The organism is Streptomyces sp. NPDC018693 (genome assembly GCF_044391385.1).
Classification (GTDB): domain Bacteria; phylum Actinomycetota; class Actinomycetes; order Streptomycetales; family Streptomycetaceae; genus Streptomyces.
Genome location: NZ_JBIRZZ010000006.1, coordinates 276,173 through 300,246 on the forward strand (window position 1 = coordinate 276,173; position 24,074 = coordinate 300,246).

At 70.6% G+C, this 24,074-nt stretch carries 20 protein-coding genes and 2 tRNA genes; 15 read left to right on the forward strand and 7 right to left on the reverse strand.

Features of this window, described 5'->3' with window-relative positions; all coding sequences use genetic code 11:
• Nucleotides 1–60: 60 nt before the first annotated feature.
• Nucleotides 61–885 carry a GNAT family N-acetyltransferase gene (locus ACH5AC_RS18705; RefSeq protein WP_398862982.1) on the forward strand — a complete coding sequence of 275 codons (825 nt, stop codon included), beginning with the start codon at nt 61–63 and terminating at the stop codon, nt 883–885.
• Between the two features lie 105 nt (nt 886–990).
• Here the strand turns inward: ACH5AC_RS18705 and ACH5AC_RS18710 are convergent, their stop codons facing one another.
• Entirely contained in the window at nt 991–1,551 is a 561-nt protein-coding gene (locus tag ACH5AC_RS18710; RefSeq protein ID WP_398862983.1) for a DsbA family protein, read from the reverse strand.
• 197 nt (nt 1,552–1,748) lie between these two features.
• On the opposite strand from ACH5AC_RS18710, the gene ACH5AC_RS18715 reads away from it, so the two are divergent.
• Nucleotides 1,749–2,192 (forward strand): hypothetical protein, encoded by a 444-nt coding sequence (locus ACH5AC_RS18715; RefSeq protein ID WP_398862984.1) that lies wholly within the window; start codon nt 1,749–1,751, stop codon nt 2,190–2,192.
• Nucleotides 2,193–2,327: 135 nt separating this feature from the next.
• Nucleotides 2,328–2,480 (forward strand): hypothetical protein, encoded by a 153-nt coding sequence (locus tag ACH5AC_RS18720; RefSeq protein ID WP_398862985.1) that lies wholly within the window; start codon nt 2,328–2,330, stop codon nt 2,478–2,480.
• Between the two features lie 79 nt (nt 2,481–2,559).
• Here the strand turns inward: ACH5AC_RS18720 and ACH5AC_RS18725 are convergent, their stop codons facing one another.
• Together ACH5AC_RS18725 and ACH5AC_RS18730 are read right to left on the reverse strand one after the other, a co-directional pair.
• Nucleotides 2,560–3,120 (reverse strand): CGNR zinc finger domain-containing protein, encoded by a 561-nt coding sequence (locus tag ACH5AC_RS18725; RefSeq protein WP_398862986.1) that lies wholly within the window; start codon nt 3,118–3,120, stop codon nt 2,560–2,562.
• 227 nt (nt 3,121–3,347) lie between these two features.
• Nucleotides 3,348–3,761, reverse strand: coding sequence for an SsgA family sporulation/cell division regulator (locus ACH5AC_RS18730; RefSeq protein WP_004002642.1), 414 nt, complete (start codon nt 3,759–3,761; stop codon nt 3,348–3,350).
• Between the two features lie 191 nt (nt 3,762–3,952).
• On the opposite strand from ACH5AC_RS18730, the gene ACH5AC_RS18735 reads away from it, so the two are divergent.
• The 7 genes from ACH5AC_RS18735 to ACH5AC_RS18765 all read left to right on the forward strand — a co-directional run bounded on the left by ACH5AC_RS18735 (nt 3,953) and on the right by ACH5AC_RS18765 (nt 11,843).
• Entirely contained in the window at nt 3,953–4,420 is a 468-nt protein-coding gene (locus ACH5AC_RS18735; RefSeq protein WP_398862987.1) for a TIGR02611 family protein, read from the forward strand.
• Nucleotides 4,421–4,495: 75 nt separating this feature from the next.
• Nucleotides 4,496–4,567 (forward strand) — tRNA-Val (locus ACH5AC_RS18740).
• A 638-nt stretch (nt 4,568–5,205) separates the two neighbouring features.
• Nucleotides 5,206–6,495: an ABC transporter substrate-binding protein gene (locus ACH5AC_RS18745; RefSeq protein ID WP_398862988.1), complete on the forward strand. Its 1,290-nt coding sequence runs from the start codon at nt 5,206–5,208 to the stop codon at nt 6,493–6,495.
• A complete protein-coding gene (locus ACH5AC_RS18750) occupies nt 6,495–7,496 on the forward strand; it encodes a carbohydrate ABC transporter permease (RefSeq protein ID WP_398862989.1) in 1,002 nt (333 codons plus the stop codon). Before ACH5AC_RS18745 ends, ACH5AC_RS18750 begins: the two co-directional genes overlap by 1 nt.
• Complete coding sequence (locus ACH5AC_RS18755) at nt 7,493–8,386, forward strand: carbohydrate ABC transporter permease (RefSeq protein ID WP_398862990.1); 894 nt, start codon at nt 7,493–7,495, stop codon at nt 8,384–8,386. Before ACH5AC_RS18750 ends, ACH5AC_RS18755 begins: the two co-directional genes overlap by 4 nt.
• A 12-nt stretch (nt 8,387–8,398) precedes the next feature.
• Nucleotides 8,399–8,989, forward strand: coding sequence for a hypothetical protein (locus ACH5AC_RS18760; RefSeq protein ID WP_398862991.1), 591 nt, complete (start codon nt 8,399–8,401; stop codon nt 8,987–8,989).
• 112 nt (nt 8,990–9,101) lie between these two features.
• Entirely contained in the window at nt 9,102–11,843 is a 2,742-nt protein-coding gene (locus ACH5AC_RS18765) for a Tat pathway signal sequence domain protein (RefSeq protein ID WP_398862992.1), read from the forward strand.
• Nucleotides 11,844–11,916: 73 nt separating this feature from the next.
• Here the strand turns inward: ACH5AC_RS18765 and ACH5AC_RS18770 are convergent, their stop codons facing one another.
• Nucleotides 11,917–14,307, reverse strand: a complete 2,391-nt coding sequence (locus ACH5AC_RS18770; protein WP_398862993.1) for an SCO7613 C-terminal domain-containing membrane protein — start codon at nt 14,305–14,307, stop codon at nt 11,917–11,919.
• A gap of 127 nt (nt 14,308–14,434) precedes the next feature.
• Between ACH5AC_RS18770 and ACH5AC_RS18775 the strand changes: the two genes are divergently transcribed.
• A tRNA-Val gene (locus ACH5AC_RS18775) sits at nt 14,435–14,506 on the forward strand.
• Between the two features lie 72 nt (nt 14,507–14,578).
• Here ACH5AC_RS18775 and ACH5AC_RS18780 read toward each other — a convergent pair.
• A complete protein-coding gene (locus tag ACH5AC_RS18780) occupies nt 14,579–15,304 on the reverse strand; it encodes a 3'-5' exonuclease (protein WP_398862994.1) in 726 nt (241 codons plus the stop codon).
• Nucleotides 15,305–15,505: 201 nt separating this feature from the next.
• On the opposite strand from ACH5AC_RS18780, the gene ACH5AC_RS18785 reads away from it, so the two are divergent.
• From ACH5AC_RS18785 to ACH5AC_RS18800, 4 genes are all read left to right on the forward strand, one after another.
• Nucleotides 15,506–16,072 carry a DUF4365 domain-containing protein gene (locus ACH5AC_RS18785; RefSeq protein ID WP_398862995.1) on the forward strand — a complete coding sequence of 189 codons (567 nt, stop codon included), beginning with the start codon at nt 15,506–15,508 and terminating at the stop codon, nt 16,070–16,072.
• On the forward strand, nt 16,069–17,286 hold the full coding sequence (locus ACH5AC_RS18790) for a hypothetical protein (RefSeq protein ID WP_398862996.1): 1,218 nt from the start codon (nt 16,069–16,071) through the stop codon (nt 17,284–17,286). The genes ACH5AC_RS18785 and ACH5AC_RS18790 overlap by 4 nt, the downstream gene beginning before the upstream one ends.
• A gap of 91 nt (nt 17,287–17,377) precedes the next feature.
• On the forward strand, nt 17,378–19,354 hold the full coding sequence (gene thrS / locus ACH5AC_RS18795; protein WP_398862997.1) for a threonine--tRNA ligase: 1,977 nt from the start codon (nt 17,378–17,380) through the stop codon (nt 19,352–19,354).
• Between the two features lie 86 nt (nt 19,355–19,440).
• Nucleotides 19,441–19,986, forward strand: a complete 546-nt coding sequence (locus ACH5AC_RS18800; RefSeq protein ID WP_398862999.1) for an HIT family protein — start codon at nt 19,441–19,443, stop codon at nt 19,984–19,986.
• A 3-nt stretch (nt 19,987–19,989) separates the two neighbouring features.
• On the opposite strand, the gene ACH5AC_RS18805 is transcribed toward ACH5AC_RS18800, so the two are convergent.
• Complete coding sequence (locus ACH5AC_RS18805) at nt 19,990–21,651, reverse strand: hypothetical protein (RefSeq protein ID WP_398863000.1); 1,662 nt, start codon at nt 21,649–21,651, stop codon at nt 19,990–19,992.
• A gap of 198 nt (nt 21,652–21,849) precedes the next feature.
• Entirely contained in the window at nt 21,850–24,045 is a 2,196-nt protein-coding gene (locus ACH5AC_RS18810; RefSeq protein ID WP_398863001.1) for an elongation factor G-like protein EF-G2, read from the reverse strand.
• Nucleotides 24,046–24,074 lie beyond the last annotated feature (29 nt).

Here is a 24,074-nt window from a genome sequence, read left to right on the forward strand (position 1 = left end):
CCGGGAAGGCCCGGTGAAAACAGGCTGACTGCGGCCGCGTCACCGGGTAGAACACCCGTGATGACCACGACCCTGCGGCCGACCGAGCCGCTTCAGCACAACGCCGACGGGACCCGTTCACGCCACTACCAGGTCTGCGTGAACGGCCGTCCCGTGGGCGCCCTGCACCTCGGCACGCATCCCGCCTTCGGTGATTCCGTGGCCCGGATAGCCGACCTGCGGATCGAGGAGCCGGACCGGCGCCGTGGCCGGGCCACGGTGGCCGCGCTCGCCGCGGAGGAGGTGGCGCGCGGCTGGGGCTGCCGGCGCATCGAGGCGACGGTCCCCCAGGACACCGAAGCCGCACTGCGACTCGTCACCGCCCTGGGCTACGTCGTCCGCAACCGCCTCATGGAGAAGACGCTCGGCGACACCCCGCCCCGGCTGCCCCAGGGCAGCCTGGCCCGGCCCATGACCGAGGCCGAATACAGGCCCTGGCTGGACAAGAGTCACGTGGGCTACATCCGCAGCTGGGTCGAGCGCGGCGTCCCGGAGGCCGAGGCCCGCGTCAAGTCCGAGCGGGACCACGCCGCGCTGCTGCCGGACGGCCCGCGCACCCCGAACGCGTGGCTCAGCGTCCTGGAGCACGAGGGAGCCCCGGTGGGCACCCTGTGGCTCGGCATCCGCGACGGCCGCCCCTACGTCTACGACATCGAGACCTACGCCGCCCACCGCGGCCGCGGCCATGGACGCACCATGATGCTGCTGGCCGAGGCCCAGGCGATCGCCGCCGGTCACCGGACCATCGGCCTCAACGTCTTCGCGGGGAACACCCCGGCCGAGCGGCTCTACGAGTCACTGGGCTACGAGACCCAGCAGTACACCGTGTACAAGGCGCTGTTGTGACGGCTGACGGCAGGGGTGAGTGAAGGCTGAGGTGACGGCAGGGGCGGCCGCGCTGATGTGACCGCCGCGCGGCGGCCCGAGGCGAGCCTGTGCCGCCCCGGCCGGTCAGCCGTTCTGACCGGCGAGGAGCCGGTCGGCGATCTCCTCGATGCGCTCGCGCAGCCCCTCCTGGCTCTTGCCGCCGTCGAGACGCTCCCCGTCGATCACATAGGTCGGGGTGCCGGTCACGCCGATCGCCTTGCCCTCGGCCTGGTCGGCATCCACGATCAGGATGTGCCGGCCGTCGATCAGTGCGGTGTCGAACTCCTCGGCGTCCAGCCCGAGTTCCCGGGCCACCTCGACCAGGAAGGGTTCTCCCGTACGGTCCAGCTCCTCGACCCGGCCGAGCACGGCCTCCACGTACGCCCAGCCCTGCCCCTGCTCGGCGGCCTCCTCGGCGGCCTGCGCGGCGGCGAAGGCGTGCTTGTGCTTCTCCAGCGGGAAGTGCCGCAGCCGCAGCTCCAGCCGGTCGCCGTAGCGCTCGCGCAGGGCCCGCAGATCGGTGAGGGCGGTACGGCAGTCAGGGCACTGCAGCTCGCACCAGACGTCGAGGACGGCGGCCGCCCGGGCAGCGGAGGCGGCAGGGGAGGCGGCAGCGGAGGAGGAGGCGGGGGAGGAGTCGTTCATGCCTCCAGTCTCCCAGCCATGACCCCGGCCCCCCAATCCGGACCGCCGCCGACCGGCACCTGCGGAGGAGACGACCCGGAGATGTCCCTGATGTCCGCCGGGACCATGGCCCGCGGGGCCCGCAGAGGTGCACGATGGAGGGGACCGGATGCGCCCTGCCCGTTCATGCCCGCCTTGTCTCCTGTCTGGAGGACCGGATGATTGCCGAGACCGTCTGTTCCGCCGTCGCCGCGGCCGGCCTGGGCATCGCGGCGGTCACGGCCTACCGCAAGCGGTTCCTCGCGGCCGCCCGGATCGCCGCCTACGCGCTGGTGCCCCTGGGACTGGTGATGACGGGCGTGGTCGAGTGGGTCGCCGACACCGCCTTCAGCCCCGTGGCCTGGGCCGGCTTCGCGGTCCTCGGCGCGGCCTGGGGGCTGTTCGCGCTCACCCGCGCCGTCGAGCGCCGCAGGGGCGTCGGCACCCGCAAGGAGCGCAGAGCCGCCCGAGCCGACAGGAGCGAGGCGGTGGCCCCCACGGCCTCGGCGCCCTCCCTCGGCCCCGCCACCCGCCCTGCGGCCAGGCCCGCCGGCACACCCCGCGCGGACGCCTCCGACGACTTCAGCGACATCGAGGCCATCCTCAAGAAGCACGGCATATGAATCGACACAGACGAGCCGCGGGCGCGCGGAAGTGATCACCGCCTGAAAAGGGAGATCACGCAAACAGCGACATCCCGGTCACGACCTGGGTGCTGATCGCGTCATGGTGCCCGGCTGCGTCATCATCGCCGCGAGATGCTGGACACGTCACAGAGCGATGCCGCGCCGCAGCAGGACGAGCCGCGCGGATGCCTCTTCGCCCTTTCCCAGCCACCGCTGATGATCTTCCTTGCGGTGATCGGGTGTCTGTTGCTCATGGCCGCGCTGCACGATCTGCTGCTGCTCTGAGCCGTACCCGCGGTCCCCGGCGCCACCCGCCGGGGCCGCGTCGGCACCACGGCGCCGAGCCGGGCGTCTCCCGGCCGGCTCAGCCAGCCGCTTCCTTGCGCCGGGCCCGGTAGGCCGCGACATGCAGACGGTTGCCACAGGTGCGGCTGTCGCAGTACCGGCGCGAGCGGTTGCGGGAGAGGTCGACGAAGGCCCGCCGGCAGTCCGGTGCCTCACAGCGGCGCAGCCGCTCCTGCTCCCCGGCCACCACGAAGAACGCCAGCGCCATGCCGCAGTCGGCCGCCAGATGGTCGGCGACGGACGCGCCCGGCGCGAAGTAGTGCACATGCCAGTCGTACCCGTCGTGATCCGTGAGTCTGGGCGTGGTCCCGGCGGCGGCGACCAGCTCGTTGATCAGTCCGGCCGCGGTACGGGCGTCCGGAGCCGCGAAGATACCGGCGAACCGCCCGCGGACCTTGCGCACCGCCGAGAGGTCGAACTCGGACAGCGTGCCGACGTCACTGATCTCGTGCTTGAGCACGAACTCCGCGAGGGCGCCGACGTCCGGCAGCCCGTCGGGTGTCGTGTCGTCCTCCGGTGCGGTGTTCACCAGATCCACCACGGCATCGAGGGCACACCGGGTGTCGTGGGTGATCAGCACGATTCGCTCCCTGGCCTGGCGACGGGCGGGCGCCCGCCGATGCTGGCCGATGGTAGCCGCACCGGCGCGCGGATCCACCAGGAGTGGGCCGCGGGCATGCGGACACCGCACCACGGATCACACGGATCTGCGTGGCACGGCGTCGGCGTCTGAGGTATGCGGTTGTCCGGACCCGGACCGTCTCCCCGAGTGGACGGCGCCGGGCGGCTCGCTCCGAAGGGCGCGGTCTAGCTCTCCGCCAGGATGTGAGACAGCTCCTGATCGAGGTCGAAGTGCCGGTGCTCCGTGCCCGGGGGCACGGCGGCGTCCGTGCGCTTCAGGAAGGACTCCAGTGCCCGCGCCGGGGCTTCGAGCAGGGCCTCGCCCTCGGGAGAGCTCAGGGCGATGCAGACGACGCCCTGACCGTGGCTGCGCGACGGCCAGACGCGGACGTCGCCGGTGCCCGTGGGCCGGTGCAGGCCCTCCGCGAGGAGGTCGCGGGCGAACACCCACTCGACGGTCTCCTCGGCTCCGGTGTGGAAGGTGGCGTGCACGGCGTAGGGGTCGGCCGTGTCGTACCGCAGGCCTGCGGGGACAGGCAGGGAGGACTCGCTCGACACAACGAGGCGCAGGTGCAGCTCGCAGCTGACCGTGGTGTTCATAAGCGCCAGGGCCTTTCGCTCAGTGTGCGCTCGGGGATTCGCACGTCGGCGAAATCGACATGCCACCTACGGTGCCGTTGTAAACCCCTCTGCGTGTTTTGCGTGTCTTTACGTAACTCTTCCGGCCGAGGGTGCGTTCTGCGGGTACGACCATTCCGGTGACCAGTTTCTCTCCGGTAGGGTTTGGACGCATGAATACGGGGAGTGACGAGCCGGGCGAGGTAGCCGTGGCGGTGAACGATGTGAAGGCGGGCAGGGCGACGGAGGAGCGGGAAGAGGCGGCCCAGGGGCTGGGCTCCCGGGCGCCGGAGTTCATCAAGGCACGCCGTGTGCTCCACCTGAGCTGGCAGGTGGGCGTCTTCGTGGTCGGCCTCGCGGTCGTGGTCGCCGGCATCATCATGCTGCCGCTGCCCGGACCCGGCTGGGTCGTGATCTTCGGCGGCATGGCGATCTGGGCGACCGAGTTCGTCTGGGCCCAGCTGGTGCTGCGCTGGACCAAGCGGAAGGTGACCGAGGCGGCCCAGCGCGCCCTGGACCCGAGGGTGCGGCGCCGGAACATCATCCTGACGTCGATCGGCCTGGTCGTCATGGGTGTCATCGCCGGCATCTACCTGTGGAAGTTCGGCCTCGTCATGCCGTGGAAGATCGAGAACCAGTGAGCGGGGTGGGCGCGGTGACCGCCTGAGCGTGGTCACAGGAACCCCCTGACATGGGGTAATGTTCTTCCTGCGCCCGGGCGATTAGCTCAGTGGGAGAGCGCTTCGTTCACACCGAAGAGGTCACTGGTTCGAACCCAGTATCGCCCACCCGGCACGGCGGCCCGCCTGCGACAACGCAGCCGGGCCGCCGCCGTATGCACCGACCTCGGCGCCACGCGCGTCTGTACCGTTCGCCGCCCCGCGCCACCGCTTGCGCGGCTGCTTTGATCCACCGCGCCGTCCCTGCACTGCACCTCCATGGCCGTCTTTCTGTCGCAGGGATTGGAGCATGGAGCCTTCCGGCGGATGTGACCCGCCTCCGCGCTGCCCGCCCCGCCCGACCCGCACCACCGCCGTCTCCGTCCGCGCCCCTCCGGTCCATCCAACCGCCCCTCCGCGCGAACCCGCCCGGCCGCGTCGGACCGACCCCGCCGACCGCACGGTCCTCCCCCCACCCGCCGCTCCACCCCGCTGCCCGGCGCTGCCACCTCCTCGTCAGATTTCGGTCGACACCTCAACTCGCCTTTCTCGTTCGGTACTTCGGCCGCACCGCCCTCACCTGCACGTTCCTCCCCGAGGCTGTGCCACCTCGCCGGCGCCGTGCTCGGCTGCCGTCGACCCGGCCCGCGAGAAATTCCTGTCCGAATCATTGACGCTCCCTCAACCCCCTCGTACCTTGTGCCAGCAAGCGCTTTCTTGAAACGATTCATGCAGCAGCGACGATGCTGCGGGGAGGGGGCCCGACCGTGGGAACCAGCAGGAATGTTGAGAGGCGTACGATCCTGAAGGCGGCCGGGGCCTCCGTGGCCACCCTGGGCCTGGCCGCCACGACGGCCTGCGGCGGGGACAGCGACACGTCCTCCGACGGCACGGTGACGATCCGTTACGCATGGTGGGGTTCCGAGGACCGCGCCCAGCGCATCAACAAGACCATCGAACTCTTCGAGAAGAAGTACCCGAAGATCAAGGTCAAGACCGACTTCCAGCCGTACACCGATTTCTGGAAGAAGTTCAACACCCAGGCTTCCGGCGGGAATCCGCCGGACGTCTTCCAGAATGCCATTGGATTCCTGCGCAAATACGACGCGAAGAATGTGCTGTTGGACCTCGGCGAGCAGGTCGAGGCGGGCAACCTTTCCACGGAGGGCTTCCGCGCCGGTCTGGAGAAGTTCGGCGAGATCGACGGCAAACTGCTCGGCGTGCCGGTCGGTTCCAACTCCATGGCCCTCGTGATCGACAAACCCGTCTACACCAGGGCCGGCGTGACGCCGAAGCAGGGCTGGACCTGGGACGACTACATGGCCGCCATGGCGAAGATCCGGGACAGGACCGGGCGCGCCGGTGACACCGGCCCTTACAACGTCATGTACCTGTACGACCTCTACCTGCGCCAGAACGGCAAGGCGTTCTTCACCGAGGACGGACTCGGCTTCACCGAGGCGGATCTGACGGACTGGTGGACGAAGGCGGAGAAGGCCGTCGAGGACGGTCTGTACGCCGACCAGAAGAAGGTCGGTCAGATCAAGCCCAAGTCGGCGGTCTCCGGGGAGATCGCGGCCGGCGAGTTCACCTGGGACAACTTCACCATCCGCTATACCTCCGAGGGCAAGAGCGAGTACGGCCTGGCGCCCATTCCGACCACGGACGGCAAGAAGACCGGCCAGTACCTCGGCTCCCTGATGCTCAGCGCCTCCAAGCGCACCAAGCACCCCAAGGAGGTCGCCCAGTTCATCAACTTCATGGTCCACGACCCCGAGGTCGCCAAGATCATGGGCTACGACCGCGGTGTGCCCGCGACCCAGGCCCAGTTCGACGCGTTCACGCCGACCGACCCGGTGAACAAGGCCATCGCCGAGTACGAGCAGTCCCTCGTCGACTCGGGCGTCCTGGAGCCGATCACCCCGCACCCGAACGGCGCGGACATCTGCGAGTCCGCGTTCCTGCGCATCGGTGAGGAAGTGGGGCTGGGCAGCCGCTCGGTGGGTGATGCCGTCAAGCAGTTCTTCAGCGAGTCGAAGACGGCTCTCGGCAACTGATGGGAACCACCGTGACACACGCCCCTGCGACGGAGAGCCCGACCCAGCGCTCCGAGCCGCGGCACGGTCCGGTGAAGTCCGCGCGCCCCGCCGCCACCAAGCGGCGGGGCCGTCGGGAGAACCTGGCCGGCTATCTGTTCATGTCTCCCTGGATCGCCGGTTTCCTGCTGCTCACAGCGGGCCCGATGGTCGCCTCCCTCTACTTCGCGTTCACCGACTACAACCTGTTCGACGCGCCGAAGTGGATCGGCCTGGACAACTTCTCCGAGATGCTCGGGGACCCGCGCTGGCGCCACTCGGTGCAGGTGACGCTGTGGTACGTCGTCGTCGGCACCCCCCTGAAGCTGCTCCTCGCCCTCGGCGTGGCGCTGCTGCTGGCGCAGAAGCGGCGCGGACAGGCGTTCTACCGGGCCGCCTTCTACGCGCCGTCGCTGATCGGGGCGAGTGTCTCCGTCGCGATCGTGTGGAAGGCGATCTTCTCGGACGACGCGATCGTCGACCGTACCCAGCAGTTCTTCGGGATCGACGTCGGCGGCTGGACCGGCGACCCGGAACTCATCATCTACAGCCTGGTGGCGCTCACCGTCTGGCAGTTCGGTGCGCCCATGGTCATCTTCCTGGCCGGCCTCAAGCAGGTCCCGCGTGAGCTCTACGAGGCGGCCGAGGTCGACGGGGCGGGCAGGCTGCGGCGGTTCTGGAACATCACCCTGCCGATGATCTCACCGGTCCTCTTCTTCAACGTCCTGCTGGAGACGATCCACTCCTTCCAGATCTTCAGCTCGGCGTACATCGTCGGCGGCGGCGCCGGCGGCAACGCCTGCGGTCCGGCGGACGGGTCGATGGTCTACACCTGTTATCTCTATGTCCAGGGCTTCGAGAACAGCCGGATGGGTCTGGCCTCCGCCATGGCCTGGATGCTGCTGCTCGCGGTCGCCCTGGTGACCGCCGTGCTGTTCTGGTCCCAGAAGCGCTGGGTGCACTACGAGGAGGGTGCCCGATGAGCGCACAGGCCACCGACATCACACCGGCCCCCGCGAGCCGAGTCGGCCGCCTCCGGCGGAAGCTGCCCGGCTCCCTCGCCTGGCACATCGGGTCGCTGGCGATCCTCGCGGTGATCCTCTACCCCGTGATCTGGGTCATCGGCGGGTCCTTCAAGAAGAGCGAGGACATCGTCGGCAGCCTGGACCTCTTCCCGAGCGACCCGATCGCCTCGAACTACTCCAGCCTCGCCGACGGCATCGCGGACATCTCGATCTCCACGTTCTTCCTCAACTCGATCTTCCTCGCGGTCGGCTCGGTGATCGGGATCCTGATCTCCTGCTCCCTGACGGCCTACGCCTTCGCGAAGATCAAGTTCGCGGGCCGCAACCTCCTCTTCACCCTCATGATCGGCACGCTCCTGTTGCCGTACCACGTGCTGCTCATCCCGCAGTACGTGCTCTTCCGCAACATGGACATGGTCAACACGTACACCCCGCTGCTGCTCGGGAAGTACCTGGCCACGGAGGCGTTCTTCGTCTTCCTGATGGTGCAGTTCATGCGCAACCTGCCCAGGGAGCTCGACGAGGCGGCCCGCCTCGACGGCTGCGGGCATCTGCGGATCTACTGGTCGATCGTGCTGCCCCTGTGCCGCCCGGCCCTGATCACCAGCGCGATCTTCACCTTCATCAACGCCTGGAACGACTTCATGGGACCGTTGATCTACCTCAACGAGCCCGACAAGTACACCGTCTCCCTCGGCCTGAAGATGTTCGTGGACCAGGAGGGCGTGGCCAACTACGGCGGAATGATCGCCATGTCGCTGGTCGCCCTGCTTCCCGTCCTCGCCTTCTTCCTGGCCTTCCAGCGCTATCTCATCGACGGCATGGCCACGTCCGGCCTGAAGGGCTGAGGTGAGCCGACCATGGCCCAGGCCCGGGTGAAAGCGCCCAAGGAGTCGCTCTTCGCCGAGCGGTTCGCCGTCTTCGCCGAGTGTCTGCTCACGGGGGTGTGGATCGCCGTTGTCTCGTTGGGCGTGGTGACCTACCCGGCCGCCTTCGCGGCCGGCGCCCGGCATCTGCGCCGTCGTATCGCCCATGAGGGCGGCGGCTGGCGGGAGTTCGCCGCCGACTTCCGGGCCGCCGTGCGCGGCGGCTGGCTCGTCGGGCTCGCCGGGTGGGTTGCCGTGGCCGTGGCCTGGGTGGACATCCAAGCCGTACGGGCCGGCCTGCCCGGCGGGCCGCTCGTCGGCGCCCTGGGGCTGTTCGCCCTGATCGGCGCCCTCGTCGCCGGGCTGCGCGCGGCGGCGGTCTGGACGCCGGGCGCCGCCTGGCGCTCCCTGCTCGCCGCAGCCGGCCGTCGTACCGTCCTCGACCCCGCCGGTTCCTTCCTGCTCACCGGCGGAGCGGCCGTCGTCGCCGTCTCCGGCTGGTTCGTCGCACCGCTGGCCGTTCCGGTCCTGGGGTGCGTCGCCGCCGCGGCCGTCGCCGTGGAGGAGCGCTACCGGCACCGCTGACCGGCGGTGTCCCGGCCACCAGGTGGGCGCCGCGTGCGCCGTACCTCGCCCTGTCATGCCCCTGACCCTCCTTTGCCCCCGCACCCGCACGGAAAGGAAAGGCAGCATCCCCATGTCTCCCATCCCCCGTAGATCCCTGCTCAAGACGGCCGCCGTCGCCGGAGCCGCCGCACAGTTCAGCTGGGCCCTGGGGAGCGCCGAGGCCCAGGCCGCCCCCGCGGCGGCGCCCGCGGACGCCGACCCGGTCACCCTCGACTGGCTGGAGGACGGCGGCCTCGGCGCCGCCCCCGGCTCCACCCTCGGTGTGCCCTGGCCCAAGGGCGCTCTCCAGAAGGACCAGACCTTCGCGCTGACCGACGCCGACGGCAAGGCCGTCCCCGTCCAGTCCTGGCCCCTCGCCTACTGGCCCGACGGCTCCCTCAAGTGGACCGCCCACGCGGTCAGCACCGGCACCGGCAAGCTCACCCTCACCACCGGCACGCCCGCCGCGCCCGCCAAGAAGGTCACCGTCAAGAAGGCCGGCGCCACCATCGACGTCTCCACCGGCGTCATCACCGCCAAGATCGGCAAGAGCGGCGCCACCCTCATCAAGTCCGTCACCCGCGGCTCCACCGAGATCGCCAAGAACGGCCGGCTCGTCCTCGTCCGCCAGCCCGAGATCGAGGACGGGGACCAGGGCGCCGTCAGGACCGAGCGCTTCGACGGCGCGATCGACGAGGTCGCCGTCGAACAGGAAGGCCCCGTCCGCGCCGTCGTCCGCATCGACGGCAAGCACCGCAAGGGCACCCGCAGCTGGCTGCCATTCTCCATCCGGCTCTACTTCTACGCGGGCGCCGACTCCTTCCGCATGGTGCACACCATCACCTACGACGGGAAGCAGGAGCCCGGCAAGGCCGGCGGCGACTTCATCCGCGGCCTCGGCGTCCGCTTCACCGTCCCCATGCGCGACGAGTCCTACGACCGCCACATCCGCATCGGCGGCGAGGGCACCGGCCTGCTCCGCGAGGCCGTCAAGGGCATCACCGGCCTGCGCCGCGACCCCGGCGCGAACGTCCGGACCGCCCAGTTCGAAGGCCGGAAGCTGCCCGACCCCTCGACCTGGGACCAGCGGGTCACCACTCGCCTCCAGTACATCCCCGAATGGGGCGACTACACCCTCTCCCAGCTCTCCGCCGACGGCTTCTCCGTCCGCAAGCGCACCAAGAAGGGGCACGGCTGGATCCCCGCCGGCGGCGGCCGACGGGCGAGCGGCTTCGGCTACGTCGGAGGCGCCGGCGGCGGCTTCGCCTTCGGCCTGCGCGACTTCTGGGAGAAGTTCCCCGCCCAGTTCGACATCCGCGACGCCCATACCGACGCGGCCGAGGTCACCCTCTGGCTCTGGTCACCCGAGGCCCAGCCCATGGACCTGCGCTTCTACCACGACGGCATGGGCCAGGACACCTACCCCGAACAGCTCGAGGGCCTCAACATCACCTACGAGGACTACGAGCCCGGCTTCGGCACCCCCTACGGCATCGCCCGCACCAGCGAACTCCTCTTCTGGGCCCACGAGTCCACGCCCAGCGCCGACGCCATGGCCCAGCAGGTCGAGGCCGTCCGCACCCCGCCCCAGCTCGCCGCCCCACCCCAGCACCTCATCAAGGCCGGCGTCTTCGGCCGCCTCTTCTCCGAGCCGGACCGCTCCACCCCCGCCAAGGCGAAGATCGAGGACCACCTCGACTTCCTCTTCACCTACTACAAGGACCAGGTGGAGATGCGCCGTTGGTACGGCTTCTGGGACTACGGCGACATCATGCACAGCTACGACCCCAGCCGCCACCAGTGGTGCTACGACGTGGGCGGCTACGCCTGGGACAACTCCGAACTCTCGCCCGACCTGTGGCTCTGGTTCGCCTATCTGCGCTCCGGCCGCGCCGACATCTTCCGCTTCGCCGAGGCCATGACCCGGCACACCGGCGAGGTCGACGTCTACCACATCGGCCAGTGGGCCGGCCTCGGCACCCGCCACGGCGTCCAGCACTACGCCGACAGCGCCAAGCAGCAGCGCATCGCCAACACGACGTACCGCCGCTACTACTACTTCCTCACCGCCGACGAACGCGTCGGCGACCTCATGCACGCGAACGTCGACTCCGACGAGACGTTCCTCGTCCTCGACCCCATCCGCAAGATCCGCACCGAGCCCTATGAGCCGGACCGCAACGCCCTGTCGATCGGCTTCGGCACCGACTGGAGCGGTCTGGTCTCCGCCTGGCTCACCGAGTGGGAGCGGCGCGGGCCCAAGTGGGAGAAGGCAAAGGCGCGGGTCCTCTCCACCATGGAGACCATCGCCGCCCAGCCCAACGGGTTCGTCCAGGGCAACGCGCTGTACGACCTCGACACGGGGCGCTTCGCGATCGCCTCCGAACCCAGGGTCGGCGTCTCGCACCTCTCCGCGATGTTCGGGCTCGTCGAGCTGTGCGCCGAGCTGATCGACCAGGTCGACATGCCGGAGTTCAAGGAAGCCTGGCTCGACTACTGCCGGTACTACAACGCGTCCCGGGCCGAGCAGACCGCACGGTACGGGTCTCACTTCGGCACGCTGCTGCTCTTCCAGGGCCACTCGCGGCAGGACGCGTACGCGGCGGTGCAGCTGGGCGACGACTCGCTGGCCGCTCGGGCTTGGCAGCAGTTCTATTCGAGCCGGGACACCTGGGACTACAAGGAGTCGACGGACTGGTCGACGAAGAGGATCGAGGGGCCGACGGGGCTCGTGGCCGGTGGCGAGGCGTCCTGGGTCTCCACTAATGCCACTGCTCTGTATGGGCTGGCGGCCATTCAGAACCTTGCGCTTGTGGGGGACAAGATGCCGTGATGGGTGGCTGGGGGTGTGGGGTGACTGCGGGCCGGCTGTGGCTGGTCGCGCGGTTCCCCGCGCCCCTTTCAGGTCAGTGCATGCCGCCCAGGATTTCCCGTGCCCGGCGGACATCCTTGAGACGCTGCTCGTATGTTGCACCTACAGCGAGCAGGAGCAGGCCCGACAGGGCGGGGGGTACCCAGCGGGGGACGGCGTCGGCGAACTGGACGAGGTACGGGGCCAGCTCGTGCAGTGCGTCCAGAGTCAGCGCCGAGCCGCCGAGCATCAGCGGGGCCTGGAGGCGGTGACGGGCGCCGAGCAGGGTGAGCAGCAGTGCCGCCATGCCCAGGAGCAGCGGCCGGGTCCAGCCCGGGTCGGTCCAGACCGCGACCAGGCTCGGGACGAGCGTGGCCGCCAGACCCGGGCCGTACGCCGTCCAGGACGAGGTCTGCGGATCACGGCGCCTGCGCCACACGCCGAGCAGCAGGGCCGGGATCGTCACCGGAAGTGTGTACGCCTCCGGCGTTTCGACCTGCCAGGAGGCCAGCCGGACCCAGGTGGCCAGTACGAACAGGGCCGCGGCCGCGTAGCCGACGGGGCGGCGGCCGGGACGGGCCGCCGTGCCCGCGGCCATCACTCCGAGCAGGGCCAGGACCAGGGCGAGCGTCGGCGGGTGGGCGACCGCCAGGCCGATGGCGACGACCCCCGCCACGGCACCCGCGACCTCGATCGCGAGCCCGGTGGCCCCGCCGAACCGCGCCGCGAGCAGGGCGGCGGCCGCCGGTACGGCCAGCACCAGCAACGCCGTGTGCTGCGGCCCCCAGCCCGCGGCGGTACCCGTCGCGCAGGCCAGCGCGGTCGCGTACGCGACCGCCGCCGGAGCGGTGGCGGGGGAGAGGCGGGGCCAGGTCGACGCCACCGTGAACAGCACGGTCAGCGCGGACAGGGTGACCAGCGTCGCCGTCCGGTCGGCCAGGGCCAGGAACGCCAGGTCGACCGAGGCCAGCAGGGCGAGGACCGTACCGGTCGGCGGGTGGGGCAGGCGGTTGTCGACAGCGAGAGCCGCCGCCGTCACCAGGCCGAGCACCAACAGTCCGACGGCGTAGGGGAGTTCCAGGACCGCGGGGGCGGTGAGCGCCGCCGCCCACGCCAGCGCCGCCGCACCGGTCAGCGCGCGCGGCCGCCGGCCGGCCTGCCGGACGAGCAGGGCCAGGACACCGGCGACGACCACGAGTACGACCAGGGCCTGCGGCGCGTACGCCAGCCACGGGGTGTGCACGGTCACCGCCTCCCGCGCATCCGCCGGTCCGCCCGACCACGGCCGCTCCACCCAGCCGACCGGACCCGTCCCCACGACGGCGACCAGCGGCAGCGCCCACAGCAGCGCCCCGGCCTGTACGGCCCCGGAGGCCCACACCAGCCCCTGCCGCACCGCCTCCGGCAGCCGCACCCGGACCGCCGCAAGCAGGACCACCGCGCAGAGGAGGTGTGCGGGCACCGCCCAGCCATCGGGCAGCGACACCCGCAGCATGCCGCCGAGTGCGACGACCAGAAGGAGACCGCCGAGCAGCGCCGTGCCGGTGGCGACCGAAGGGGCATGGGACGGGCCCGGTGCGGAGCCCGCCGTCGTCGTACGCCAGGCCGCTCCCACCGCGATCGCCGAGGCGAGGACCAGGAGCGCCGCCGCACGGGCGGCGGCGCCCGGGCCGGTGGCCGTCCAGGACAGCCAGACGGCCGCCAGGACGCCCCAGCCGCCCATGCCGTACGCGCCGGTCACGGCCACGACACGGACCGCCCGGCCGGACCCGGCGGTCGCCCGGAGCGCCGTCGCCGCGTCCGCCGCGGCCGTGGCCAGCAGCGCCGCCGTGACGCCGTACGCGTCCGCGTCGAACGCCAGAGCGGCCAGCGGAAGGGGGAGTTGGGCGGCGCCCAGCGCGGCGGGGTGAGGGAGCCGGAGGTCCTTGAGCGCGGTCCCGTACGCCGCCCAGAGGGCCGCGAGCAGCGCCGCCGCGACTGCCGCGTACGCCGTGCCGTCCAGGTCGCCGAGCGCCGCCTCATGCAGGGCATAGGCGTCCAGCACCGTCAGAGCCAGGCCCAGCCCGGCCACCGACTCCGCCGTCGAGCGCAGCCCCCGGCGCAGCAGGAACACCGGCGCGGACAGCACCGCCGCCGTCACCGTGCCGAGCACCGCCGCCCGCCCCGCGATCCCCAGATGACCCCAGCTGACCAGCGTGAACGCCATCGCGGCGATCGTGAGCAGCGCACCACCCAGCACCAGCAGCACATTCTGGACCCGCGGCGCCGACGCCTCCGGGCGCGGGGCGAGCGGCGCCGCCACGGGGGCGGGCCGGGGCGCCGCCGCGTGCAGAGCCGCGACCAGCCAGGCGCGGCGGGCCAACAACTGGGCGCGCCGGGCGTCCAGTTGCCGCAGTTCGGCGTCGAGAAGCCGCAGCTCCTCGGCCGGGGGCGGAAGGTGTGTCATGCCACGGAGTGTGGCTCGCGTCACGCGCCCTGCCATGAGTACGGGTACTCAGGAGGTACTCGGATCCCGGCGCCGACCGCCGGTTTGAAGGATGCCCGCGGGGACCTGTATTGTTCAGTGCGTTCCCGGGCGATTAGCTCAGTGGGAGAGCGCTTCGTTCACACCGAAGAGGTCACTGGTTCGAACCCAGTATCGCCCACCGGGAAAGACCGGTCCGCCGCAGCGGGCCGGTCTTTTTTCATGCCGCCGCTCTTCACGCCGGCCGGCCCACTCACGCCGCCGCCGGCAGCTCCGGCCGCAGCGGCCACGACGTGTCCACCGTCTCCTCCTGACCGCTGCGCGCGAACCACGCCTGCAGCCCCCGCGCCTGCGCCGCATGCCAGCCCGTCTGCAGCGTGTGCAGCTCCGCCGGAGACAGCCGCTCCAGTCGGCCCGCGAAACGACGCCCCAGCGCCCGCACGACCTCCAGCGCCGCCAGCGCGTCCGCCGCCGCGTCATGAGCGTCGGACAGCGTCACGCCGTAGTGCGCGCACAGATCGGTGAGCGTTCGACGGCCCTTGCGATACCGGTCCAGATGCTTGTCCAGCACCCTGGGATCCAGCACCGTCAGCGACGCCGACTCCAGCCAGCGGTCCAACGACGACGCCCGATGCCGACGCAGCTCACGATCGAACAACGTCAGATCGAACGGCGCGTTCATCACCACCAACGGCCGCCCCGCCGACGCCTGTTCGGCCAGCAGCTCGGCTATCTCGTACATCACCGGCGCGGGCCACCGGCCGTTGCGCTGCAGATGCTCCTCCGTCAGCCCGTGCACCGCCGTCGCAGCCTCCGGCACCGGCACACCCGGGTTCACCAGCCACCGGCTCACCCGCGGCCGGGTGCCGGACGCGTCCTGGACGACGAGCGCGGCCGACACGATCCGGTCGCTCTCGACGTCCACTCCAGTCGTCTCCGTGTCGAACGCCGCCAAGGCGCCCTCGTACCAGCACGCCATACCAACACAACCCCTCGTTCACCCATGGCAGCTGACGTACCGTCTTCTGCCGGTCTGGTGATACCCGGGCTGTTTGCGCCGTACGCCGGAAGGACACAACAGGAGTACGGGTCTTTGCAGTTCAGCGGCCCGGCGCGGGATTCGCTCGGCATTCACTCGGCCCGGATCGGGCATCTCTCTTCGCTGGGAAGGCTGTTGGACATGGCGATAGCGCAGCCCGAGCGGGGCGGGCTGCTGCCCGACCGCCCGGGGCCCCATCGCGGCACACTCGCCACCACCGCCTGCATGGAGACCCTGCAGGTCGGCTATCTGCACGCCGTCGCCGCGGCCGCGGGATGCTCCCTGTCCCAGCCCTTCCCCGACAACGGCATCGACTGGCACGTCAGCCACAGCGCCCCCGGCCACACCGTCGACGACGAGGTGACCATCAAGGTGCAGCTCAAAGCGACCTACCAGATCGCCCCCCACCCACCCGGCCGCTCCTTCTCCTTCACACTCGACAACGACCATCTGCGCAAACTCGCCCGCACGCCGGTCTCCGTGCACAAGATCCTCGTCGTGATGATCGTCCCGCGCTCCCAGGACCAGTGGCTGCGGGCCGGCCACGACCGCCTCGACCTCAGACACTGCTGCTACTGGACCAACCTCGCCGGCCATCCCGTCACCGGCCGCCACCGCACCACCGTGCGCATCCCGACCTCACGCATCTTCGACGACCGGGCGCTCTGCGAGATCATGACGCGCGTCGGGACGGGAGGACGACCATGACCCACCGCCCCCTCGACGAACAGCACAGGCCCGCCCGCCCCCACCCCGCCGAACCGCCCTGGGGACGCACCCCCGAACCCGGCGACATCGACCCCACCGTCCTCGGCGCCCTCCTCGCCCGCCACGGCTGGCAGCGCCGCGGCGGCGCCCCCGGACGCTACGGCCGCTGGACACCGCCCGGCCCCGCCGCGCACGGCACCAGCCTGCTCGTACCCGAGAGCCGCGCCTTCCCCGACAGCGACGACCTCCTCGGCGAGGCCCTCGACGCCCTGACCCGCAGCGCCACCCCCTCCGCACGCGCGGTACTGATCGCACTCGCCGTGCCCAGCGACGAGATCCACTGGTGGCGCGACGCACCGGCCGGACCCGCCGGAGCCGCGCCCTGGACCGTCGAGGAGCAGCTGCGCACCGCGGCCCGCCAGATGCTGCTCGCCGGCGCGCTCGCCACACGCGCGCGTGCCGGCTACTACGGCGCCCGCCACCGTCGCACGGCCGCCGCGCTGCTGGAGGACGTGCTGGTCGGCTCCGCCGCCGAGGGCCGCCGCCTCACCGCGTTCCTGCCGGTCGCCGCCACCCGCGCGCTCGCCGTACGCCTCCACCAGGCCCTCTACGCCACCCGCGAGGCCATCGACTACCAGCGGGCCACCGGCGGCATGGACGCCTTCGACGGCGCCGTCGAGGCCGGCGTCAGCCGCGAACTCACCGAGGCGATCATCACCCTCGTCCGCGGCACGGAGGGCGCACGCGTCGCCGTCGACTGGGCACCCGCCGCCGGAGTCCCCGACGACTGCGCCGCCGGCGACGAACCCGTCGAGTTCTCACCCGGCGACCTCCCCGCCCTGCGCGAGGCCGGCGCCCGCTATCTGCGCGAGGAACCCGCCGTCACCGTAAGGATCACCGGCACCGTCGTCCGGCTGCGCAGGTCGGGGCCGCGCGGCGAGGGCAGCGTACGGCTGAGGGTGCTCGCCGGGGCCGAGATCCCGCACGTCCGGCTCACCCTCGACGAGGAGGACTACCGCATCGCCGGACAGGCCCACCTCGTCGGACTGCCCGTGCGCGTCCAGGGCCGGCTGGAGAGCAGGGGCGGCTTCCGGCGGCTCACCGGGGCCTGTGACGTCGTACCCGTTCAGGTCGACGACTCCGAGCGGGACCGGCTCATGAAATCGCTCCAGGAGAACCTTGACTTCTTCGAGGAGGCGTGCGGAGGGGAATGATTTCGCGGTCGGCGGGTGCGGGTCGGTACGATTCCCTCTTGCGCGCGCTCCCGGTATGGCGCCGCACCCCACCTGCAGTCAGGAGAGACCGGTGTCAGACGTCCGTGTGATCATCCAACGCGATTCCGAGCGGGAAGAGCGCGCGGTGACGACGGGCACCACGGCCGCCGAGCTCTTCGCCGGCGAGCGCTCGATCATCGCCGCACGCGTGGGCGGCGAGCTCAGGGACCTGTCGTACGTGCTCGCCGACGGCGAGGAGGTCGAGGGGGTCGAGATCTCCTCCGAGGACGGTCTGAACATCCTGCGCCACTCCACCGCGCACGTCATGGCGCAGGCCGTGCAGGAGCTCTTCCCCGAGGCCAAGCTGGGCATCGGCCCGCCCGTCAAGGACGGCTTCTACTACGACTTCGATGTCGAGAAGCCGTTCACGCCCGAGGATCTCAAGGCCATCGAGAAGAAGATGCAGGAGATCCAGAAGCGGGGCCAGAAGTTCTCCCGCCGCGTGGTGACCGACGAGGCCGCCCGCGAGGAACTCGCCGACGAGCCGTACAAGCTGGAGCTGATCGGCCTCAAGGGCGCGGCGTCCTCCGACGACGGCGCGGACGTCGAGGTCGGCGCCGGTGAGCTGACGATCTACGACAACCTGGACGCCAAGTCCGGGGAGCTGTGCTGGAAGGACCTGTGCCGGGGCCCGCACCTGCCCTCGACCCGGCTCATCCCGGCGTTCAAGCTGATGCGCAACGCGGCCGCCTACTGGCGCGGCAGCGAGAAGAACCCGATGCTCCAGCGCATCTACGGCACCGCCTGGCCGTCGAAGGACGAGCTGAAGGCGTACCTGGAGTTCCTCGCCGAGGCCGAGAAGCGCGACCACCGCAAGCTGGGCAGCGAGCTGGACCTCTTCTCCATCCCGGAGCAGATCGGCTCCGGCCTCGCCGTCTTCCACCCCAAGGGCGGCATCATCCGCCGGGTCATGGAGGACTACTCGCGCAAGCGGCACGAGGAGGCGGGCTACGAGTTCGTCTACACCCCGCACGCGACGAAGGGGAAGCTGTTCGAGACCTCGGGCCACCTGGACTGGTACGCCGACGGCATGTACCCGCCCATGCAGCTCGACGAGGGCGTGGACTACTACCTCAAGCCCATGAACTGCCCGATGCACAACCTGATCTTCGACGCGCGCGGGCGTTCCTACCGTGAGCTGCCGCTGCGGCTCTTCGAGTTCGGAACCGTGTACCGGTACGAGAAGTCGGGCGTCGTGCACGGCCTCACGCGTGCGCGTGGCTTCACGCAGGACGACGCGCACATCTACTGCACCCGCGAGCAGATGTCGGAGGAGCTCGACAAGCTGCTCACCTTCGTGCTGGAGCTGCTGCGGGACTACGGTCTGACCGACTTCTACCTGGAGCTGTCGACCAAGGATCCGGAGAAGTTCGTCGGCAGCGACGAGGTCTGGGAGGAGGCCACCGAGACGCTCCGCCAGGTCGCCGAGAAGCAGGGCCTGCCGCTCGTGCCCGACCCGGGTGGCGCCGCCTTCTACGGTCCGAAGATCTCCGTCCAGGCGAAGGACGCCATCGGCCGCACCTGGCAGATGTCGACCATCCAGCTCGACTTCAACCTGCCCGAGCGCTTCGACCTGGAGTACACGGCGGCCGACGGCACCAAGCAGCGCCCGGTCATGATCCACCGCGCGCTGTTCGGCTCCATCGAGCGCTTCTTCGCCGTGCTGCTGGAGCACTACGCGGGCGCGTTCCCGGCGTGGCTGGCGCCCGTCCAGGCGATCGGCATCCCGATCGGCGACGCGCACGTCGAGTACCTGGAGAAGTTCGCGGCCGCCGCGAAGAAGAAGGGCCTGCGGGTCGAGGTGGACTCCTCCTCCGACCGTATGCAGAAGAAGATCCGCAACGCCCAGAAGCAGAAGGTGCCCTTCATGGTGATCGCGGGCGACGAGGACATGTCCCACGGGTCCGTGTCCTTCCGCTACCGCGACGGCTCCCAGGAGAACGGCATCCCCTTCGACGAGGCGATCGAGAAGATCGTGAAGGTCGTCGAGGAGCGGGCGCAGGTCTGACCGGGCCGTGTGACAAGGCCCCCGGTGCGTTCCCGCGCATCGGGGGCCTTGCCTTGTCCCTCACCCGGACGCCATATGCTGCACGCATGACGAGTGAGCCGGAGCAGCAGATCGGAGTGGGGACGCAGGACGCGTTCCAGCGCCTGTGGACGCCCCATCGGATGGCCTACATCCAGGGCGAGGGCAAGCCGACCGGCCCAGGGGCTGACGACGGCTGCCCGTTCTGCTCGATCCCGGCGAAGTCCGACGAGGACGGGCTGGTCGTCCGGCGCGGTGAGCATGTGTACGCGGTGCTGAACCTGTACCCGTACAACGGCGGCCACCTGATGACCGTGCCCTACCGGCATGTCGCCGACTACACGGATCTCACCGGTCCGGAGACCGCGGAGCTGGCGGAGCTGACCAAGCAGGCGATGACGGCCCTGCGCACGGCGTCCGGCGCCCACGGCTTCAACATCGGTATGAACCAGGGCACGGTCGCCGGCGCCGGTATCGCCGCGCACCTCCACCAGCACATCGTGCCGCGGTGGGGCGGCGACACGAACTTCATGCCGGTCGTCGGCCACACGAAAGTCCTGCCGCAGCTGCTCGCCGACACCCGGAAGATGCTCGCCGAGTCCTGGCCGGTGTGAGGGCTACGCGTCGTAGAGGTCGGCCTTCTTCGGTGAGGCGTCCTGGACCGATCCGCTGAGGGTCGACGAGCGTGAGCTGAACTTCTCTATGTCCACCCGGTGGTCCTTCAGGACCTGGAGGGCGGCGTGGTGCACACGCCGGAGCACCGGGGTGGCGGCGCGCAGGACGTCGTCGCTCATGAAGCGGTTGTCCCAGGGGGGTCCGGCCCAGACGTGGCGCAGGCCGAAGGGCTCGGGCAGTCCGATCGAGCCGCCGAGCCACTTCAGCAGCGGCGGGTACCAGCTGATCGTGGCGCGCGCGGCCAGTCGTACGACCTCGTCCGGGGTGATCAGGGGGAGTTTGATCGTGCGGGTCTCCCAGAAGCGGACGGTCTTGGCGACTTCCTTGGTCGGGGCTTCGGGCTTGCTGAGGAACAGGCCGTGGACGGGGCCGAGGGCATGGCCGGTGACCTCGATGCGCAGGGTCTCCTTGAGGACGGTGACGGTGATCATCATGGTGATGATCAGCTGGCCGTCGTACAGAGTCCACTGCACGCCGAGGTAGTGCCGGTCGCCGCTGTCGAACTGCTGGTCGTTGCAGATCGTCTCCATGGCCTTCGGCTTGACCTGGTACGCCTCCACGTCGGGGCCCTCGGGCCGGGAGACGGCCTTGGTGTCCTTGCCGACCGAGGTGACGATCCAGTCCTTCACCAGGGGGGTCGGGAAGCCGCCGGTCTTGAGGCTCTGGCGGGGCAGCAGTTTCAGCTCGTCGTGGATGGCGCGGGCGACGGTCCAGCTGCGGAACTCGTGGATGCCGAGCTGGGGGTCGGAGGGGACGAGTTCCTCGGCGAGGTGCCAGGCGCCCCAGCGGGTGCCCATGCCGAGTATGCCCTTGGGGCCGGCGTAGAAGATCGAGTTGGACTGCTGTTCGGCGCTGAGCCGGGCCAGGGACTGGCGGAGCTGTTCGGCGGCGGTCTGGTTGGGGCTGGTGGGTACGGCCTCGGGGACTTTGGCGCCGATGCTGCTGCCGGACAGCAGGCTGTCCCAGCGGCCGCGCAGGTCGTCGGCGGTCTTCTCGCAGACGCGGCGGGCCAGGAACCAGCCGGCGACGGGTGCGATGACCGCGCCGCGCGCGTACCAGCCCCAGATGCCGGTGAACGGCATGCGGACGAGGAACAGCACGGCGAGCACGCCGACGGCGACGAGGAGGGCGGTGGCCGCTCCGGAGACCTTCTTGTTCTCCTGTTTGCCGAGGGTGGCGCGGAGTTGGAAGACCAGGAGCCAGGCCAGCAGCCCGGGCAGGAACAGCACGCCGCACAGGAGCATGATGGCGGTGAGCTTCTTGTCGCGTTCGCGTCGGATGCCGTTGGCCGCGAGGCAGTGCTCGACGATGGCCTGCGGCTGGGTGCCGAAGGACTGGATGAGGGGTTTGCGGCCGACGCCGATCATGCGGTCGATGACCGCTTGGGAGAAGGCTTCGCCGAAGTTGGGGCGGAAGATCTTCGCCCAGGGGCGGCCGGTGTTGACGCTGGTCTGGTACCACTCGTTGTCGGCCTTCTTGATGTCCTCCATCGGGTTGTCCCGGTAGGCCGCCGAGGCCAGGGCGAAGGTGGGTGTCTGTCCCTCGTCGCCCGTCCGCGGGACCTGTGGTCCGAAGAAGTCCGCGTAACCGCCGTCAACGGTCATTCCCGCCCCCGATCGCCGCCGTTCTCGCTTCTGCGGCCTTCCCGACTTCCGTGCTCCGCACACCTGTTGATCAGGTCATCAGGGTATCCGCCGGCGCTGACATCCGTCGGCGGACGGCCGAAGCCGCCCGCCGATCCGGAAACGAATGTTCCGCATGGGCCACTTGAGTGCGGCCCCGTATCAACTCCTACCCGTTTCCTACCCGTTCTTCGCCTGTTCGCGGACCTTCTCGGCCAGTTGCGGCGGCATCGGCTCGTGCCGGGCGTAGGAGCGGCTGAAGCGGGCGGTGCCGTGGGACAGCGACCGCAGGTCGACCGAGTACCGGCCGATCTCGATCTCGGGCACCTCGGCGCGGATCAGCGTGCGTCCGCCGGGCGTCTGTTCGGTGCCCAGGACGCGGCCGCGGCGACCGGACAGGTCGCTCATCACGGAGCCCACGTAGTCGTCGCCGACCAGCACGCTCACCTCGGCCACCGGTTCCAGCAGATGGATCCTGGTGTCCGCGGCGGCCTCCCGCAGGGCGAGGGCGCCCGCCGTCTGGAAGGCGGCGTCGGAGGAGTCGACGGAGTGCGCCTTGCCGTCGAGCAGGGTGATCCGCACGTCGACGAGCGGATAGCCGGCGGCGACGCCCTTGGCGGCCTGGGCGCGCACGCCCTTCTCCACCGAGGGGATGAACTGGCGCGGTACGGCCCCGCCGACGACCTTGTCGACGAACTCGATGCCCGAGCCGCCGGGCAGCGGCTCCACCTCGATCTCGCAGATCGCGTACTGCCCGTGCCCGCCGGACTGCTTCACATGCCGCCCGCGCCCGGCCGACTTCCCGGCGAAGGTCTCCCGCAGGGACACCTTGTGCGGTACGACGTCCACCTGGACGCCGTAGCGGCTGCGCAGCCGTTCCAGCGCGACGTCGGCGTGGGCCTCGCCCAGGCACCACAGGACGACCTGGTGGGTGTCCTGGTTCTGCTCCAGGCGCATGGTCGGGTCCTCGGCGACCAGCCGGGCCAGGCCCTGGGACAGCTTGTCCTCGTCGGGTTTGCTGTGCGCCTGGATGGCCAGCGGCAGCAGCGGGTCGGGCATCTGCCACGGCTCCATCAGGAGCGGGTCCTCCTTGGCGGAGAGGGTGTCACCGGTCTCGGCGCGGCCGAGCTTGGCCACGCACACCAGGTCTCCGGCGACGGCGTGGGACACCGGGCGCTGCTGTTTGCCGAAGGGGGTGGACAGGGCGCCGACGCGTTCGTCGACGTCGTGGTCCTCGTGTCCGCGGTCGGCGAGGCCGTGTCCGGAGACGTGGACGGTCTCGTCGGGGTGGAGGGTGCCGGAGAAGACGCGGACCAGGGAGAGCCGGCCGACGTACGGATCGGAGGACGTCTTGACGACCTCGGCGACGAGGGGGCCTTCGGTGTCGCAGGGTTTGAGGTCGCGCGGTTTGCCGTCGACGGTGGTGACGGCGGGGGTGGGGTGTTCGAAGGGGGTGGGGAAGCCGCGGGTGATCAGCTCCAGCAGTTCGACGGTGCCGAGGCCCTGCCGGGCGCCGTTGCCGGCGGGGGCGGCGGCGAGGACGGGATGGAAGGTGCCGCGGGCGACGGCTCGTTCCAGGTCCTCGACGAGGGTCTTGACGTCGACCTGCTCGCCGCCGAGATAGCGGTCCATGAGGGTCTCGTCCTCGCTCTCGGCGATGATGCCCTCGATCAGCCGGTTGCGGGCTGCCTCCATGTCGGGCAGCTGGTCCTCGCCGGGTTCGGACTCCTGGCGGGTGCCGGACGAGTAGTCGAACAGCTTCTGGGACAGCAGTCCGGTCAGGCCGGTCACCGGCGCGTGCCCGTCGGGCCCCTGGGGGCCGTGCAGCGGCAGGTACAGGGGGAGTACGGCGTCGGGGTCGTCGCCGCCGAACGCCTCGGCGCACACCCGGGTCATCTCCTCGAAGTCGGCGCGTGCGGCTTCCAGGTGGGTGACGACGATGGCGCGTGGCATGCCGACGGCCGCGCACTCCTCCCACACCATGCGGGTGGAGCCGTCCACGCCGTCCGAGGCGGAGACGACGAAGAGGGCCGCGTCCGCCGCTCGCAGACCGGCCCTCAGCTCCCCGACGAAGTCGGCGTATCCGGGGGTGTCCAGAAGGTTGATCTTGATGCCGTCCCACTCGACGGGCACCAGGGAGAGCTGTACCGAGCGCTGCTGCCGGTGCTCGATCTCGTCGTAGTCGGAGAGGGTGCCGCCGTCCTCGACGCGGCCCGCCCGGTTCACGGCCCCGGCGGTCAGCGCGAGAGCCTCCACCAGGGTCGTCTTGCCCGAGCCGGAGTGGCCGACCAGCACCACATTCCGTACGGACGCGGGGTGGTCGGCCGCCACTGCCCTGCCGGCGGCCCCGGGGTGTGTCTGTGTCTTGTCGCCCATGATCCTGCCTCCCGTGCACGGTGAGGTCA